Below are 16,207 nucleotides of genomic sequence, written 5' to 3'. Positions count from 1 at the left end.
AGGTACTAACTTGGACGAGTTATCTTTAATCAATTTAACCGTTGCAAAGCACGTACCAAAAATTAAACCAAGTAAATTCAATAATTTATAAATTAACCCTTCGGAACAACGCACCCAGTTTGTGCATCATGCCCTATCAGTTATCATTCAGGCTCAGTGACGGCGCCTATTTTTCGGTACAAAAAAAACCGGCAGTTTCAATGCCGGTTTCTGATTTATATCTCTGAATCGGAGGTTAACCGATGTGAGTCAGACCACCCATGTATTTGTGCAGTACTGCCGGAATCTCAATACGGCCGTCGGCTTGCTGGTAGTTCTCCAGGATAGCAACCATAGTACGGCCGACTGCCAGACCTGAACCGTTCAGAGTATGAACCAGCTCAGGTTTCTTCTCACCTTTACGGCGGAAACGTGCTTGCATACGACGCGCCTGGAAATCCCACATGTTTGAGCACGAAGAGATTTCACGGTAGGTTTTCTGCGCCGGTACCCAGACTTCCAGATCGTAAGTCTTGCGAGCGCCAAAGCCCATATCACCGGTGCAAAGAACCACTTTGCGGTAAGGCAGCTCCAGCAGTTGCAGGACTTTCTCTGCGTGGCCGGTCAGCTCTTCCAGTGCCGCCATTGAATCTTCTGGCTTGGTGATCTGAACCAGCTCCACTTTGTCGAACTGGTGCATACGAATCAAACCACGCGTGTCACGACCGTAAGAACCGGCTTCTGAACGGAAACATGGGGTATGTGCCGTCATCTTCAGCGGCAGATCAGCTTCTTCTGAAATGGTGTCACGTACCAAGTTTGTTACCGGAACTTCAGCCGTTGGGATCAGAGACAGACGACGAGGCTCTTCGTCACTGGCTTTTTCTGCCAGAGGCTCTGTGTGGAACAGGTCTTTACCGAATTTAGGCAGCTGACCAGTACCAAACAGCGTGTCAGCGTTGACCAGGTATGGCACGTACAGTTCGGTGTAACCGTGCTCATCGGTATGCAGATCGAGCATGAACTGCGCAATCGCGCGGTGCAGACGGGCAAACTGACCTTTCATCACCACAAAACGTGCACCGGTGATCTTGGTTGCGCTGGCAAAATCAATACCGTCGCCCATTTCCCCCAGGTCAACATGATCTTTGACTGCAAAGTCATACTCTTTCGGTGTACCCCAACGAGACACTTCAACGTTGTCGTTCTCATCTTTACCATCGGGTACTGAATCATCTGGCAGGTTAGGCACACTTTGCGTGATCGCTTCCAGTTGGTTCTGAACCGCGTCCAGTTCGACTTTCTTCGCATCCAGGTCGGCGCCCAGGTTACCGATTTGCTGTTTAATTTCCTCGGCACCAGCTTTGTCACCTTGTGACATTAACTGACCGATTTGCTTGGAGATGGAGTTACGCGTGGATTGTAAATTTTCAACTTCTACTTGAATCGACTTACGTTGTTCTTCAAGTGTACGAATTGCGTCTACGTCGAGTTTGAAACCGCGACGCGCCAGTTTTGCAGCTGTTTCATCCAGCTCTGTACGAAGTAATTTAGAATCCAGCATTGCTAATCCTATGCTTTTGAGTTACGAAAAAACGCGTGTGCTTCCTTTTTAATCAAAGCCACGCGTATTGAAATTTATTGGGTCAAAGATAACGAAAAGTGACTACTTTTCATAGCGCTTTCGTGGGCTTTTTGCGTCCAGGTCGGCCAGATAATCTAACTTTTCACCAATCTTGGTTTCTAAGCCCCGTTTGGTTGGCTCATAGTAGCGAGTTCCGGTCATTTCCGGTGGCAGGTAACGTTCACCGGCGGCATAAGCACCCGGTTCGTCATGGGCGTAACGGTACTCTTCGCCATACCCCATCTCTTTCATCAGCTTGGTCGGCGCGTTACGCAGATGGATCGGCACTTCATACTCCGGCAGATTTTGGGCGTCATTGAGGGCCTGAGCCCAGGCGGTATAAACGGCATTGCTTTTGGGCGCACACGCGAGATAGACAATCGCCTGGGCAATGGCGCGGGTTCCTTCATAAGCACCGACCCGATGGAAGCAATCCCAGGCCGATAAAGCAACCTGCATCGCACGCGGATCGGCATTGCCAATATCTTCTGATGCGATCGCCAGTAAACGGCGGGCAATATACAGCGGATCGCACCCAGCGCTGATCATTCGCGCTGCCCAGTACAAGGCGCCGTCCGGATTTGAACCACGAATCGATTTGTGTAGCGCAGAAATCAGGTCATACCAAATGTCACCCTTGTTATCGAAGCGCGCTACTTTTTCACCGGCCACTTCGGCCAGCAAACTGATCGTGACCTGTTTGACACCCTGCTCATCCTGCTCCGCCATATCATACAGCAGCTCAAGATAATTGAGGGACATACGGGCATCGCCGTTCACCAGTTCTGCCAAACGTTCCAAAACCTGATCGTGAAACTGAGCTGTCTCTTTGCCCAGCCCGCGTTCGCTATCGGCGATCGCCTGATTAAGCGCCTGCAGGATTTCGTCTTTGCTGAGCGATGTCAGTTTGTAAACCCGCGCACGCGATAACAATGCGTTATTGAGTTCGAATGACGGGTTCTCGGTGGTCGCTCCGATGAAGGTCACCGTGCCATCTTCGATATGCGGTAAGAAAGCATCCTGCTGCGATTTATTGAAACGATGCACCTCGTCGACAAACAAAATGGTCCGTCTGCCCGCCAGTTTGTTCTCACGCGCTTTTTCAATCGCAGCCCGAATCTCTTTTACCCCTGAGGTCACCGCAGAGACACGTTCGACTTCCGCGTTGGCATAATTCGCGGCCACTTCAGCTAAGGTGGTTTTACCGGTGCCGGGCGGCCCCCACAAAATCATTGAGTGGATTTGACCTGCCTCCAGCGCCCGGCGCAGTGGTTTACCCGGTCCGAGAATATGCTGTTGGCCAATATACTGGTCAACGGTTTGCGGTCGCATGCGTGCAGCCAGGGGACGAAAATCCTCATCCCCGGCAAAGTCGAAATTGTAATTACTCAAGGTTATCCGTTACTCAGGTTATCGCTACTCTAGTACCAGCTTGTCGTATAGGTGAAATCCGTACGTCACAGAGTGATTACTCTGAGCGCTGATCGTCCACTTCTACGCCATCCGGCACTTTAAAGGTGAAACGACTCTTCGGTGGTGTTTGCTGCGTAACATCATCAAAGGTGAAAAGACTTTTCTGGCCGTCCTGCTCAATCACATTGAAACCTTTGACGACACCAGCGTTGTTAATGGTGATTTGGAACTGGCCTTGATTGGAATCAACGGCCGTTGGCGTGAGGGTAAACACATCGCCGTTTTCTTCAACCCGGTATGCGTCCCAATCACTGGCGCGGTTACGGGTCAGCAGAACAAACGGTGTCTGTTCTGTGGCCTGCGCTTGATCATAAATCGTCACCTGTTCAATGAACGGACTGTAGTACCACAATGACTTGCCGTCTGAGACTAACAAGTTTTCATCTGGCGCTTCAGTCTGCCAGCGGAACAGGCTCGGGCGGGCAATATCCACTTCACCGTTGCCTTCCATCACGACGTCACCGTCCGGGCTGACTACCTGTTGCTCAAATTTAGCACTAAAACCCTCGGTCATCGCCAGACGTTCACTCAATGTCTCTTTGGGTGAGGCGAAAACGGAAAAACTGCAAAAACACAGTGCTAGCCATTTGTTCATTCTGTCACAGCTCCTAGCTATTGGGGATAAGAAAGTTATAGGCGTTTTACTTTCTTATTGTGTCAATCCTGTGTGGGAAAAGTTCGATTCACCACAATCAAGGCCATAAAAAACTCACGGCATGGTGATTCGCTATCCGGTGCCTATATCATCCACTTAGCGCGACGATATCAGCCAACAGCCAATCCGCAGCACTGCTTAAACTTTTTGCCACTGCCACAAGGACAGGCGTCATTACGGCCGATATCTTTAAATGGATTTATACTCTGCGCTTTTGAACCAAGCATGGCTTCATCGGCAGCCAGAGCAACTTCATGGACCATCAGATCCAACTGCTTGATCATCGAGGCCAGGTCGGGCGGTAAATCGTAGCCTGCCGCTTTCATTTCCGCGTGCGTCTGCTCTTCATCAATCGCCAGCATCAGGGTCGTCAGCAGAGCTTGCAGCATACGCACCGATCCATCTGACAGATGGACTTCATGCCACAACGGCTCAACGTGCGGCCAGACATTCATAAAACCTTCGGCAAAATCAGCCAACGCCTCTTCACTGGACTCAGGTTGCGCTGCCAATAGTGCCAGCAAGCCGTAGCTGTTCTGCTTTAACTGATTGTACTGAGCATGGATTTGCTCCACGACAGCTGGTTTAATCGCACCGGCCTGCTCACCAAACACGGCTTGCAACCATTCTTCAGGGTCGAGCGGTTTCGTCGCCAGATTGGCGGCATATACTGCACCTTCAATAAACAACGGTGATTGGTCACACTCATCCTGAGTCAGATTGACTAGCTGATAGCTCATGGGGTCTCTTATATTTCATCAATGGCGAAAGCGGCATTATACCCAAACTGACCCGCTTGTGTGTGCCGATTTCCTCACAACTGCTGGCTTACTGGCCAACAAAACCAATAACAACCGCCTTGCTAACCGGGTATGACGTGACATTTGGGGTACGCCACACTACAATCTCGCCTCCATTTTGAACGGCAATGATAAAACACACTATGCGAGTAATTTTAGGCCCGATGGAGGGCGTACTGGATCACCTGATGCGTGAAATGCTGACACAGATTAACGATTACGATTTCTGTGTGACTGAGTTTGTGCGCGTGGTCAGCCAGCCATTACCGGACCATGTGTTTTATCGTCTCTGTCCGGAGTTGAAACAAAACTCACAAACCGCATCCGGCGTCCCGGTCAAGGTTCAGCTACTGGGTCAGGATCCGCACTGGATGGCAGAAAATGCCATTCGCGCGGCGGAACTGGGCGCATGTGGCGTTGACCTGAACTTCGGCTGCCCGGCAAAGATGGTCAACCAGAGCAAAGGCGGTGCAGCACTGCTGCAACATCCTGAACTGATTTACCAGGTGATCAAAGCCTGCCGTGAGGCGGTACCTGCTGATATCCCAGTAACGGCCAAAATTCGTCTCGGCTGGGAAAATCCTGATGACTGCTTTGAAATTGTCGATGCCGTGCAACAGGCAAAAGCCGATGAACTCACCGTACATGCCCGTACCAAAGCCGGCGGCTACAAAGCGAATGAAATTAAATGGCATTACATTGACCAGATTCGCCAGAAAACGTCACTACCGCTGATTGCCAACGGTGAAATCTGGAACTATCAGGATGGACAGGCCTGTATCGAAACCACCGGAGTCGATTCGCTGATGGTGTGCCGGGGTGCATTGAACATACCTAACCTGGGTAATATTGTTAAGCACAACCACACAGCCATGCCATGGAACGAAGTGGTGGATCTGCTGCTCAAGTATTCCGCCTACGAAGTGCGCGGCGACAAAGGGAAGTACTATCCTAACCGGGTTAAACAGTGGTTTTCTTACCTGCGTCAGGCCTATCCGCAAGCGGCTGACCTGTTCCGCGAAATCCGCACCATGACTCAGGTCGAACCTATTGTTGACCATTTCAAGCGTTACCGCGATGAACTAGCAACGCAAAGCGCTTAAAATAAATCAGGCCCCGGATGACTCACCCGGGGCCTGAATCTTTCACTCATATGTCGTCAGCGACCAACTAGCTCAGCAGCAGACTATCATCAGACAACTCTTCACCGCGCACTTTGGAGAACATCTCCAGCAGATCCGGCACATCCATATTGGCACGCTGCTCACCTGCCACATCCAGAACGATATTACCCTGATGCAGCATGACAGTGCGATCACCACACGCCAATGCATCTTTCATCGAGTGGGTGACCATCATCACCGTCAGATTAAACTCGGTCACGATTTTCTTGGTCAGATCGATGATGAATGCCGCCATACGCGGATCCAGCGCAGCAGTATGTTCATCTAAAAGCAACAGCTTACTGTCCGATAACGTCGCCATCACCAGACTGACAGCCTGACGCTGACCACCGGATAACAGGCCGATACTGTCTCCGAGGCGATCTTCCAGGCCTAAGCCCAGAATACTGATCCGCTCCTGAAACAACTTACGACGATTGCTGGACAAAGCATGTTTCCAGCCACGACGTTTACCACGCATGTAGGCCAGAGCCATATTCTCTTCAATGGTCAGGGCACCACAGGTACCGGCCAGCGGATCCTGAAACACCCGCGCACACAAATTTGCGCGGCGATCGACACTCTGGCGCGTAACATCAATGTCATCAATCAAGACTTGCCCGCCCACCATCGGCGTTTCACCGGTGACAGCGCCAAGCAGCGTCGATTTACCGGCGCCGTTCGACCCAATAACGGTCAGGAACTGATGCTCCGGCACTTCAAGATTCACGCCGCGCAGAGCGCGGTTTTCGAGGATTGTGCCGGGATTAAAGGTCACTTGAATATCTTCTAACCGAATCATACCGCTTCTCCTGACGACTTACCCTGCTTGCTTTTTGGTGTTTTGGATTTCATATTGCGTTTCACACGCGGCATGATCAGCGCTGCAGCAACCAGGACCGCGGTCACCAGGTTCAGATCTGATGCCTGCAGGCCAAACATACCGGAACTCAGAGCAAATGCCACTGCCAGGCGGTACAACACCGAGCCGACAATCACAGCGACCACCGCGACCCAAATTTTGCGCCCCGGGATCAAGGTCTGACCCAGAATCACCGCGGCCAGGCCGACCACTATGGTACCGACACCTGAGGTGACATCGGCAAAACTGTTGGTCTGAGCGAAAAGTGCGCCGGCGAAACCGACAAAGCCATTTGAAATCGCCAGACAAAAATAAGTATAAAATGCTGTGCTGGCCCCCTGAGCCGCCACCATACGCGCGTTAACGCCTGTGGCACGAAGACCGAGGCCAAAGTCACTGTTGAGCAGACGAATAATAAACAGCGCTGAGATAACGACCAGCACACCGACCACTAACGGACGAATCCACATGGCATCGCCCATCGCTTCGAACGGTGTCAGAATGGTATCTTCCCCGAGCAGTGCCAGGTTCGGACGTCCCATGATGCGGATGTTGATAGAGAAAGCGGCAATCATGGTCAGAATCGAGGCCAAAAGATGCAAGATGCCACAACGTACGGTCAGAAAGGCGGTCACCCAGCCCGTTGCCATACCAGCAACGATCGCCAGGCCGGTTGCCAGCCAAGGATCGATGCCCGATACAATGGCGGTAGCCGCAACCGCTGCGCCCATCGGAAAACTGCCATCGACACTCAAATCGGGAAAATCGAGCACCCTGAACGTCAGATAAACGCCCAAAGCAACCAACCCGTAAATCAGGCCAACTTCTAAGGCCCCAAAAAATGCAAAAGCAGACATACAAACTCCCTTTTCTGCTTAATTCTGAACGGCCCGCAGGCCGCTCAGTCAGGTTCAGCGCAACAGTTCACTGCCGCACTGCCATTTATTATTTTACGCTGGTCGCACGATCCAGGACGGATTGCGGAATGGTCATACCCAGTTTGTCGGCCGCGGTTTTGTTGATCACCAGGTCAGAACCTTTCGCGATTTCAACGTTCAGGCTGCCCGGTTTAGCACCATCCAGGATTTTGGCTACGTAGTCTGCGGTCTGCACACCAATCTGGTAGTAGTCAAAGCCAAGGCTTGCCACAGCACCACGCTCAACATAAGAGGTTGCAGCACCAAATACCGGCGTTTTCGCCTGGTTCGCCGCCACGATCATGCCTTCAATTGCACTCGCCACTGTATTGTCGATCAGCGCATAAATGATGTCTGACTTCGCAGCGATAGCTTGAGTAGCTGACTGAACATCGGCACTTTTCAGTGCAGTTGCTTCAACCAGAGTCAGGCCATGTTTATCGGCAGATGATTTGAGCAGATCCATCAGGCTGACCGCATTAGCCTCACCCGGGTTGTAAACCACGCCAATCGATTTCACGTTTGGCATCAGCTCTTTAATCAGCTCTACGTGCTGTTCTACCGGAGAAAGATCCGACAGACCGGTGACGTTTTTGCCCGGCTGTTCCATCTGCTTCACCAGTTTGGCACCGACAGGATCGGTTACTGCAGTAAAAACGATAGGGATAGATTTGGTTGCAGCAACCAGAGCCTGCGCGGTCGGGGTTGCGATCCCAACCAGTACATCCGGGTTTTCACCCACAAACTGACGAGCGATCTGAACGGCAATTGCGGGGTTGCCCTGCGCGGTTTTAAAATCAAACTCGAGGTTTTTGCCCTCTTCATAACCTTTGGCTTTCAAACCATCTAACAGGCCCTGACGAGCGGCATCAAGTGCCGGGTGTTCAACAATTTGTGATACTGCGACTTTGGCGGTTTTCGCCATAATGCTTTGCGACGAGAGTAATGCAGCGCCCGCCAGAACGGCGGTCGCAATAGCTTTGCGTGCTTTCATCTTAACTCCTTGATATAAAGCTTTTTTATTTTAGTGCTATGTTGTGTTTTTTGTTTGTTGTATCCACTGCGTACAACTAACAACATTATTACCAGTTAGTTCGGGGAAAGGGAAGTGAGAGTTAACAGGAAAATAACAAAAAGAGAGCTGGGAATATGGTATCGCGCGCAAATTTGAGAAGAGTTCACTATTTGAGCATGTGGCGTCTGGGCGCTGACCGGCGCCACTCATGTAAATTAAGTTGAAGAAGCTGCCGTGACTGCTGCTGTTTTTGGGCTAACTAACCATCTTATTAGCGCTGAGCGATGCACTAGAGCCATCAGCCATCAGCCATCAGTCATCTCAGAGGCATTAGCCATTAGAAAAAGCAACTGGTTGACTATTATTTAAACTTAGCGGTTATGTTGAAATAGTCATCACTTTACAAAAACATCTGTTTACAAAAACATCTGTATATAAAGTAAAGGCCGTACAATTTAACATCGCACGACCAACAAAATAATATCAAGATAGCAACAAAAGTGACTCATTATATTAATATCTTTGAACCTGTATTAAATTAATTGAATAACAGATTTACTATCGAGTATTTAAACTCATCACTCACCTTAAGTAACGGCAACTTCAGTGCTAATAGAACGGCTAAAGCTGCCATCAAGACTCAGAACCAACGCTCTAGCGAGGTTTCATCCAGTTGACGAAATGCCCGATTGAGAATAGCGGCTAGTTCTTTATAACGTGGCTTGGCCTTAGCCGGTTCCAGCGCAAACCCCGTCTCAATGATTTTTTCATGCAGTTCGTGGTACCAATGCGCTAATGCGGGCGGCAGTTGGGTATTGGCTCGGTTGCCCAGCCACCATATCCCTTGCAGCGGCAGGCTTATCGCGAACAACGCGATCACAATCGTCTGCGGCATCGCGCCAGCGTTATGAAAGGTCATCTGCGTCAGGACACTGATCGCCGCAACCGCCGGCATCACTTTAATCGCAAAGCGCGTTGCTTTAATGATGCGCGGTTCCGGAAACAGCAGATTCAGCTCTTTGCGCATTGGCCAGGTGTCCATGTACTTCTGACCATCTTTTAGGCTGTGGATGATTCCTGCTTTATTACTCATACCATTCCCCTCGTTAAAGCTGCCAATCGTTCTTTAAAAAATAGTTGAACGATTCAACAAATGGCGTAAAAATTTGACAAATTATAATATTCTTTCAAATTTTTTTTGTTATCTTGACCTAATATCGCTATCCTTTGCGCATTCTCAATCTCATTGTTGCCCGTAATTATTATTTAAGCAACTCTGCGATGAATGCTGCACGGATTGCACCGACGATTACACTGACACTGTCACGTCTTTTTATACGGAAATTGAAGCTTTATTGACCAAGATTAGTAGCAGTCCTGCATGGGTTGACTATTCTTGAGATTAATTTTTGTCCTAACCGATTATTACAGGTAGTTACTCATGTCTAAGCTAGTTTTAGTTTTAAACTGCGGTAGTTCTTCACTTAAGTTCGCTGTTGTCGACGCACAAAATGGCGACGAGTACCTTTCAGGTCTTGCTGAATGTCTACACCTTCCAGAAGCACGTATCAAGTGGAAACTTGACGGCAAGCACGAAGCTCAACTGGGTGATGGCGCTGCACACGATGAAGCTCTGACTTTCATCGTTGAAACTATCCTTGCTTCTAAGCCAGAACTGGCAGAGCAACTGAAAGCCATTGGCCACCGTGTTGTACACGGCGGTGAGCAGTTCACTCAATCAGCTCTGATCGACGAAACCGTTCTGAAAGGTATTGAAGACGCGGCTAGCTTCGCTCCTCTGCACAACCCGGCGCACATCGTTGGTATTAAAGCAGCTCAGAAAGCATTCCCTGCACTGCAGAACGTTGCCGTATTCGACACTGCTTTCCACCAAACTATGCCAGAAGAAGCGTACCTGTACGCGCTGCCATACAATTTGTACAAAGAGCATGGCATCCGTCGCTACGGCGCACACGGTACCTCTCACCTGTTTATCGCACGTGAAGCCGCAGAGCGTCTGGGTAAACCAGCCAGCGAACTGAACATCATCAACTGCCACCTGGGCAACGGTGCGTCTGTTTGTGCAATCAAGAACGGCCAGTCAGTTGACACCTCTATGGGTCTGACTCCTCTGGAAGGTCTGGTTATGGGTACTCGTTGTGGCGATATCGATCCTGCGATCGTATTCCACCTGCACGACACGCTGGGTTACTCAGTCGCTGACATCAACAAGATGCTGACTAAAGAGTCTGGCCTACAAGGTCTGACCGAAGTCACTTCTGATTGCCGCTTCGTTGAAGACAACTACGGCACTAAAGAAGAAGCGACTCGTGCAATGGACGTATTCTGCCACCGCCTGGCAAAATACGTTGCAGGTTACACAGCTAGCATGGACGGTCGTCTGGACGCTATCGTATTTACCGGTGGTATCGGTGAGAACTCTGCACCAATCCGTGAAATGGTTCTGAACCGCCTGGCTATCTTCGGTATCGAAGTAGATGGCGCAGCGAACCTGAAAGCACGTTTCGGCGGCGAAGGTGTTATCACAACTGAAGGCAGCCGTATCCCAGCGATGGTTATCTCAACCAACGAAGAACTGGTTATCGCTGAAGACACAGCTCGTCTGACCAACATCTAATCAGATTCCCTGGCTAACTCCTCGAGTTAGCCAGTGTTTTTTAGGGGCTCAACACCCGCTCTGTCACTCTCATCTTGCAGATCGCCTGTTGGGCTTTGTTCCTTTCAATCTAAGCTCCTTAGATTTTAAACAATAGTGTTGAGGTACTTTAAGAATGTCCCGTACTATTATGCTTATCCCAACCAGTGCCGGCGTTGGTCTTACCAGCGTAAGCATGGGTTTGCTGCGTGCTATGGAACGCAAAGGCGTAAATGTTTCTTTCTACAAGCCAATCGCACAGCCACGCAGTGGCGGCGACCAGCCTGACCTGACTTCGACCATCATCAGTGCAAACAGCAGCATCAAACTGGCTCAGCCAATGTCGATGCCTGAAGCTGAAGGCCTGATCGGCGGCGAGAAAATGGACGTGCTGCTGGAAACCATCGTTGAGCGTTACAACCAAATCAATAAAGATTCGGAAGTGACTCTGATCGAAGGTCTGGTTCCGACCCGTAAGCACCCGTTCGCTAACCAGGTTAACTACGAAGTAGCAAAAACGCTGGGCGCAGAGATCGTTTTGGTTGCCACTCCAGGCACCGACAACCCATCTCAGCTGAAAGAGCGTCTGGAAGTTGCCTGTTCTAACTTCGGCGGCGTGAAGAACAAAAACATCGCTGGTGTGATCATCAACAAACTGAACGCTCCGGTCGATGAAGCTGGCCGTACTCGTCCTGATCTGTCTGAAATCTTTGACGATTCTGACGCAGCGACCAAAGCGAACCTGGAAGTGATGCAGATCTTCAACTCCAGCCCAATCCGCGTTCTGGGTTGCGTGCCATGGAATGTTGAACTGATCGCGACCCGTGCTATCGACATGGCGAAGCACCTGAAAGCTGAAATCGTTAATGCAGGTGAGATCAACACTCGCCGCGTGAAGAGCATCACTTTCTGTGCCCGTTCACTGCCACACATGATTGAGCACTTCAAACCAGGTTCACTGCTGGTCACTTCAGCAGACCGTCCGGACGTTATCGTTGCGGCATCTCTGGCGGCGATGAACGGCGTTGAGATCGGCGCTATCCTGCTGACCGGTGGTTACGATATCCCGCACGAAATCGAACAGCTGTGTAAACCAGCTTTCGAATCAGGCCTGCCAATCTTCAAGGCACAAGGTAACACCTGGCAAACTTCGCTGAACCTGCAAAGCTTCAGCCTGGAAGTTCCGGCGGACGATAAAGAGCGTATCGAGTTCGTTAACGATCACGTTGCCAGCCACATCGACGGCCCTTGGATCGACTCTCTGAGTGAAGGTACGCAGGGGATTCGTCGTCTGAGCCCGCCTGCGTTCCGTTACCAGCTGACTGAGTTCGCTCGTCGTGCCGGTAAACGTATCGTTCTGCCTGAAGGTGATGAGCCACGTACCGTTAAAGCTGCATCTATCTGTGCTGAACGTGGTATCGCGACTTGTGTCCTGCTGGGTAACCCGGATGAAATCCGTCGCGTAGCAGCGCAACAGGGTGTTGAACTGGGCGCTGGTGTTGAAATCATCGACTCTGACGCTATCCGCGAAAACTACGTTGCTCGTCTGGTTGAGCTGCGCGGCGCGAAAGGCATGACTGAAGTGGTTGCTCGCGAGAAACTGGAAGACTCAGTATTCCTGGGCACTATGATGCTGGAAGCAAACGAAGTCGACGGTCTGGTTTCTGGTGCCGTTCACACAACGGCCAACACCATCGTTCCTCCGTTCCAGATCATTAAGACAGCACCAAATGCGTCGATCGTTTCTTCGATCTTCTTCATGCTGCTGCCTGACCAGGTTCTGGTTTACGGTGACTGTGCCATCAACCCGGATCCGACCGCTGAGCAACTGGCTGAGATTGCTATCCAGTCAGCAGACTCTGCAGCGGCATTCGGTATTGATCCTCGCGTAGCGATGATCTCGTACTCGACCGGTACTTCAGGTAAAGGCGCTGACGTTGATAAAGTCCGTGAAGCGACTCGCCTGGCACAGGAAAAACGTCCTGACCTGGTTATCGACGGTCCGCTACAGTACGACGCAGCGATCATGGAGAACGTAGCCGCTTCTAAAGCCCCTAACTCTCCGGTTGCAGGTAAAGCGACGGTATTTGTGTTCCCCGATCTGAACACAGGTAACACTACTTACAAAGCGGTACAGCGTAGTGCTGACCTGGTTTCAATCGGTCCGATGCTGCAAGGCATGCGTAAGCCGGTCAACGACCTGTCACGCGGCGCGCTGGTTGACGATATCGTCTACACCATCGCTCTGACTGCAATTCAGGCAGACCAAGAGCAAAAATAATGGCTTCTGACTGAAGATAAAGGCCTTCGCACTGCGAAGGCCTTTTGTTTATTTGTGCCCTGCTCTTGTGAAAAGCCCTGCCCTTGTAAAAAGCACTGACACATTTAACAATCAGCTGACGATATTTAGATCATCCACAGCGTCAGTAAACCCAGCCCGACAGACAGCAGCATCACCGGCATCACTCTTATGCCGACCTGCCTGTCACCCACTACCCAGGCCATCCCCATTTTCACCAGAGTATTGACCGAGGCTGCAATCACAATACCCAGCGCCGCAGTATGATTATCCAGTCCGTCCGAGCTCTGCCTCGCCAGTGCCAGAGTAATCGCATCGACATCGGTAATCCCGGACACCGCAGCCAGGCCCAGGGTACCCGCTTCGCCAAACCACTCTGACAAAGCATGCGATAGCAACATGATCAGGGCCAAAACCAGGCCAAACCACAACGCCGATTGCAACGCGAGCGGATTATTATGGCGTTTTTCCTGTTCACTTTGTTGTTCAGGGGCCACTGTCTCAGCACAGCGCCACAATAACCATGCCGGCAGGTAAAGCGCCAGCATCATCACTGCCACCACAGGCGCCAGCATCGGCAATAAATTCTTGTTAATTAATGAAAGTACCACCAACAACCGCGGAAACATGGTACCGCACGAAAGCAGAATACCACACGCCAGCAAAGGACTGATGTCAGCCCGCTCACGCGACAACTGGGAAAATTGTAAGGTTAAGGCGGTCGACGAGCTAAGCCCGGCAAACGCAGCGGTAAACAGCACGCCGCGTCGGGCCCCACCGATACGAATGGCAAAGTAACCAATAAAAGAGATACTGGCGATCAGTACCACCATCCACCAAATCTCGTACGGATTCAGTGCTCCCCAAGGGCCGTAGCTTTGGTTGGGTAATAGCGGCAGCATCACAATCGAAATCAACATCAGCCGCAGTGCGGCATCCAGTTCATATTCCTGCAGCTTTTGCAGCGCCTGGTGCAGCTCCTGCTTATTGTCCAGCACCAAGGCAGTAATGACCGCCGCGACGGCCGCTAGCACAGGATTACCGGACACCGCCAGGCTGCCGATGACAAAAGTGACTAACAAGCTCACCACGCCGGTAATACTGATGTCCTGTGATTTACGCTGCTTAAGCACAAACGCGATGCAGGTAACCGTCACCAGCGCCAATAGCGCAAAGCCAAGCAGCAGCGGCGAATAGCGTTCAGCCAGCACCGCCGATAAGCCGCCATACAGACCCACCAAAGAGAAGGTGCGAATACCAGCCACCCGCGACCCCTCGACATTATGCCGCGTTACCCAGCCACGCTGCGTACCGACAATGGCACCCAGCAAGAGAGCAATAAGTAGATTCCAGATAACACTTTGACTGACGTTGGTAAGCTCCATAATAACTCCATCACGGGTTGATCCCGGTGAGCAGGACAATGGCAGATGTACCCTCTAATAAGTGTATAAGGTTTTGATAAAAATGGAGTTCACATTTCAGATAAAACAAACCCCAGCCGATTGGCCAGGGTTTATCAGTATTGCTACATCGGCAGGTTCAGGTATTTAAATCCCTTCACGACCGTGCGATGTGTCCAGATCCAGATTCGGTCCTACCGGCACAATCTGAGTCGGATTGATTGTGGTATGGCTGAAGTAATAGTGGCGCTTAATATGATAAAAATCGGTGGTCTCTTTGACGCCCGGCACCTGATACAGCTCTTTCAGATAACCGTTCAGATTCGGATAGTCCGCAATACGTTTTTTATTACATTTGAAATGGCCGACATACACCGCATCAAAACGAATCAGTGTGGTAAACAGACGCCAGTCCGCTTCCGTGATCACATTACCAGCTAAGTAACGATGGGTCGCCAGGTGACTGTCCACCTTATCCAGTGCCGCAAACAGCGAATCATACGCTTCTTCGTACGCTTCTTGCGTGGTGGCAAAACCACAGCGATAAACACCATTATTGATGTTCGGATAAATAAACTCGTTCCACTCATCCACTAACGCCTGTAGATGCTGCGGATAGTAGTCATCCTGGTTACCCGTCAAGGCGTTAAATGCCGTGTTGAACATCCGGATGATTTCAGACGATTCATTGCTGACAATGGTGTTCGTCTTCTTATCCCACAAGACAGGTACGGTCACCCGACCGGTGTAATCCGATTTAGCCTGAGTGTAAATATGATGCATACGGGTATGACCAAACAGCGGCTCAGGGATACCAAAAGTCCAGCCTTCTGCCAGCATATCCGGACAAACGATAGTGACGTCAATATGCTCTTGTAGCTGCTTGAGCTGACGGAAAATCAGAGTTCGGTGCGCCCACGGACACGCCAGCGATACATACAAATGATAGCGTCCGGACTCCGGAGTAAATTTTGCGTCTGGTTTATTTTCAACCCAGTCACGAAAGCCTGCGTCTTCACGCACAAAACGGCCGCCACTGTTTTTGGTATCATACCAAACGTCGTGCCATACACCCTCGACTAATTTACCCATGATTCACCTCGTTAAAATGTTTTTGACTCTTAATTAAGACCATTATAGATAGGCGAAATCGGGAAATAACCGGGAAGGATTGGCTTAGATATTCGAAAAATTTGAACTAGGTGAGAAACAAACGGTAAATGTCACAACAGAAAGATAACCAGCAGTGACTCACCAATTAGCACTCAAGAGCAATCACCTCATCGATTGCAGCAGGTGGAGCTGAAACAAACGCAGAGACCAATCAATCCAGAGTGAGCATCCACAAACAAAAAAATTCG

The 16,207-nt window shown here is 50.5% G+C and carries 13 protein-coding genes; 3 read left to right on the top strand and 10 right to left on the bottom strand.

From position 1 onward, the window contains the following. Positions 1-235: 235 nt before the first annotated feature. The 4 genes from serS to KNV97_RS09250 form a co-directional block, all read right to left on the bottom strand. Positions 236-1,543 carry a serine--tRNA ligase gene (gene serS / locus KNV97_RS09265; protein ID WP_218562949.1) on the bottom strand — a complete coding sequence of 436 codons (1,308 nt, stop codon included), beginning with the start codon at positions 1,541-1,543 and terminating at the stop codon, positions 236-238. 102 nt (positions 1,544-1,645) lie between these two features. Then, a complete protein-coding gene (locus tag KNV97_RS09260) occupies positions 1,646-2,995 on the bottom strand; it encodes a replication-associated recombination protein A (RefSeq protein ID WP_218562948.1) in 1,350 nt (449 codons plus the stop codon). Between the two features lie 76 nt (positions 2,996-3,071). Continuing rightward, positions 3,072-3,671, bottom strand: a complete 600-nt coding sequence (gene lolA / locus KNV97_RS09255) for an outer membrane lipoprotein chaperone LolA (RefSeq protein WP_136484417.1) — start codon at positions 3,669-3,671, stop codon at positions 3,072-3,074. 170 nt (positions 3,672-3,841) lie between these two features. Then, complete coding sequence (locus tag KNV97_RS09250; RefSeq protein ID WP_218562947.1) at positions 3,842-4,471, bottom strand: YecA family protein; 630 nt, start codon at positions 4,469-4,471, stop codon at positions 3,842-3,844. A gap of 203 nt (positions 4,472-4,674) precedes the next feature. Here KNV97_RS09250 and dusC point away from each other — a divergent pair, with 203 nt between their 5' ends. Then, on the top strand, positions 4,675-5,634 hold the full coding sequence (gene dusC / locus KNV97_RS09245; protein WP_136484415.1) for a tRNA dihydrouridine(16) synthase DusC: 960 nt from the start codon (positions 4,675-4,677) through the stop codon (positions 5,632-5,634). A 67-nt stretch (positions 5,635-5,701) separates the two neighbouring features. On the opposite strand, the gene KNV97_RS09240 is transcribed toward dusC, so the two are convergent. The 4 genes from KNV97_RS09240 to yfbV all read right to left on the bottom strand — a co-directional run bounded on the left by KNV97_RS09240 (position 5,702) and on the right by yfbV (position 9,581). Beyond that, positions 5,702-6,496 (bottom strand): ABC transporter ATP-binding protein, encoded by a 795-nt coding sequence (locus KNV97_RS09240; RefSeq protein ID WP_136484414.1) that lies wholly within the window; start codon positions 6,494-6,496, stop codon positions 5,702-5,704. Then, positions 6,493-7,413, bottom strand: a complete 921-nt coding sequence (locus KNV97_RS09235) for an ABC transporter permease (protein WP_136484413.1) — start codon at positions 7,411-7,413, stop codon at positions 6,493-6,495. The genes KNV97_RS09240 and KNV97_RS09235 overlap by 4 nt, the downstream gene beginning before the upstream one ends. An 88-nt stretch (positions 7,414-7,501) precedes the next feature. Further along, positions 7,502-8,467: an ABC transporter substrate-binding protein gene (locus tag KNV97_RS09230; RefSeq protein ID WP_218562946.1), complete on the bottom strand. Its 966-nt coding sequence runs from the start codon at positions 8,465-8,467 to the stop codon at positions 7,502-7,504. 661 nt (positions 8,468-9,128) lie between these two features. Further along, entirely contained in the window at positions 9,129-9,581 is a 453-nt protein-coding gene (gene yfbV / locus KNV97_RS09225) for a terminus macrodomain insulation protein YfbV (protein ID WP_136484411.1), read from the bottom strand. A 348-nt stretch (positions 9,582-9,929) separates the two neighbouring features. Between yfbV and KNV97_RS09220 the strand changes: the two genes are divergently transcribed. Next, positions 9,930-11,126, top strand: coding sequence for an acetate kinase (locus tag KNV97_RS09220; RefSeq protein ID WP_218562945.1), 1,197 nt, complete (start codon positions 9,930-9,932; stop codon positions 11,124-11,126). Between the two features lie 154 nt (positions 11,127-11,280). Further along, positions 11,281-13,425 (top strand): phosphate acetyltransferase, encoded by a 2,145-nt coding sequence (pta, locus tag KNV97_RS09215; RefSeq protein ID WP_136484409.1) that lies wholly within the window; start codon positions 11,281-11,283, stop codon positions 13,423-13,425. A 125-nt stretch (positions 13,426-13,550) separates the two neighbouring features. On the opposite strand, the gene KNV97_RS09210 is transcribed toward pta, so the two are convergent. Then, positions 13,551-14,828, bottom strand: a complete 1,278-nt coding sequence (locus tag KNV97_RS09210) for an MgtC/SapB family protein (protein ID WP_218562944.1) — start codon at positions 14,826-14,828, stop codon at positions 13,551-13,553. A gap of 165 nt (positions 14,829-14,993) precedes the next feature. Next, positions 14,994-15,938: a glutathione S-transferase family protein gene (locus KNV97_RS09205; protein ID WP_218562943.1), complete on the bottom strand. Its 945-nt coding sequence runs from the start codon at positions 15,936-15,938 to the stop codon at positions 14,994-14,996. Positions 15,939-16,207: the final 269 nt, after the last annotated feature.

It is taken from the genome of Vibrio ostreae, assembly GCF_019226825.1.
Taxonomy (GTDB): Bacteria; Pseudomonadota; Gammaproteobacteria; order Enterobacterales; family Vibrionaceae; genus Vibrio; species Vibrio ostreae.
Note: the sequence above shows the minus strand (reverse complement) of the source record. Positions and strands in the feature narration are given on the sequence as shown.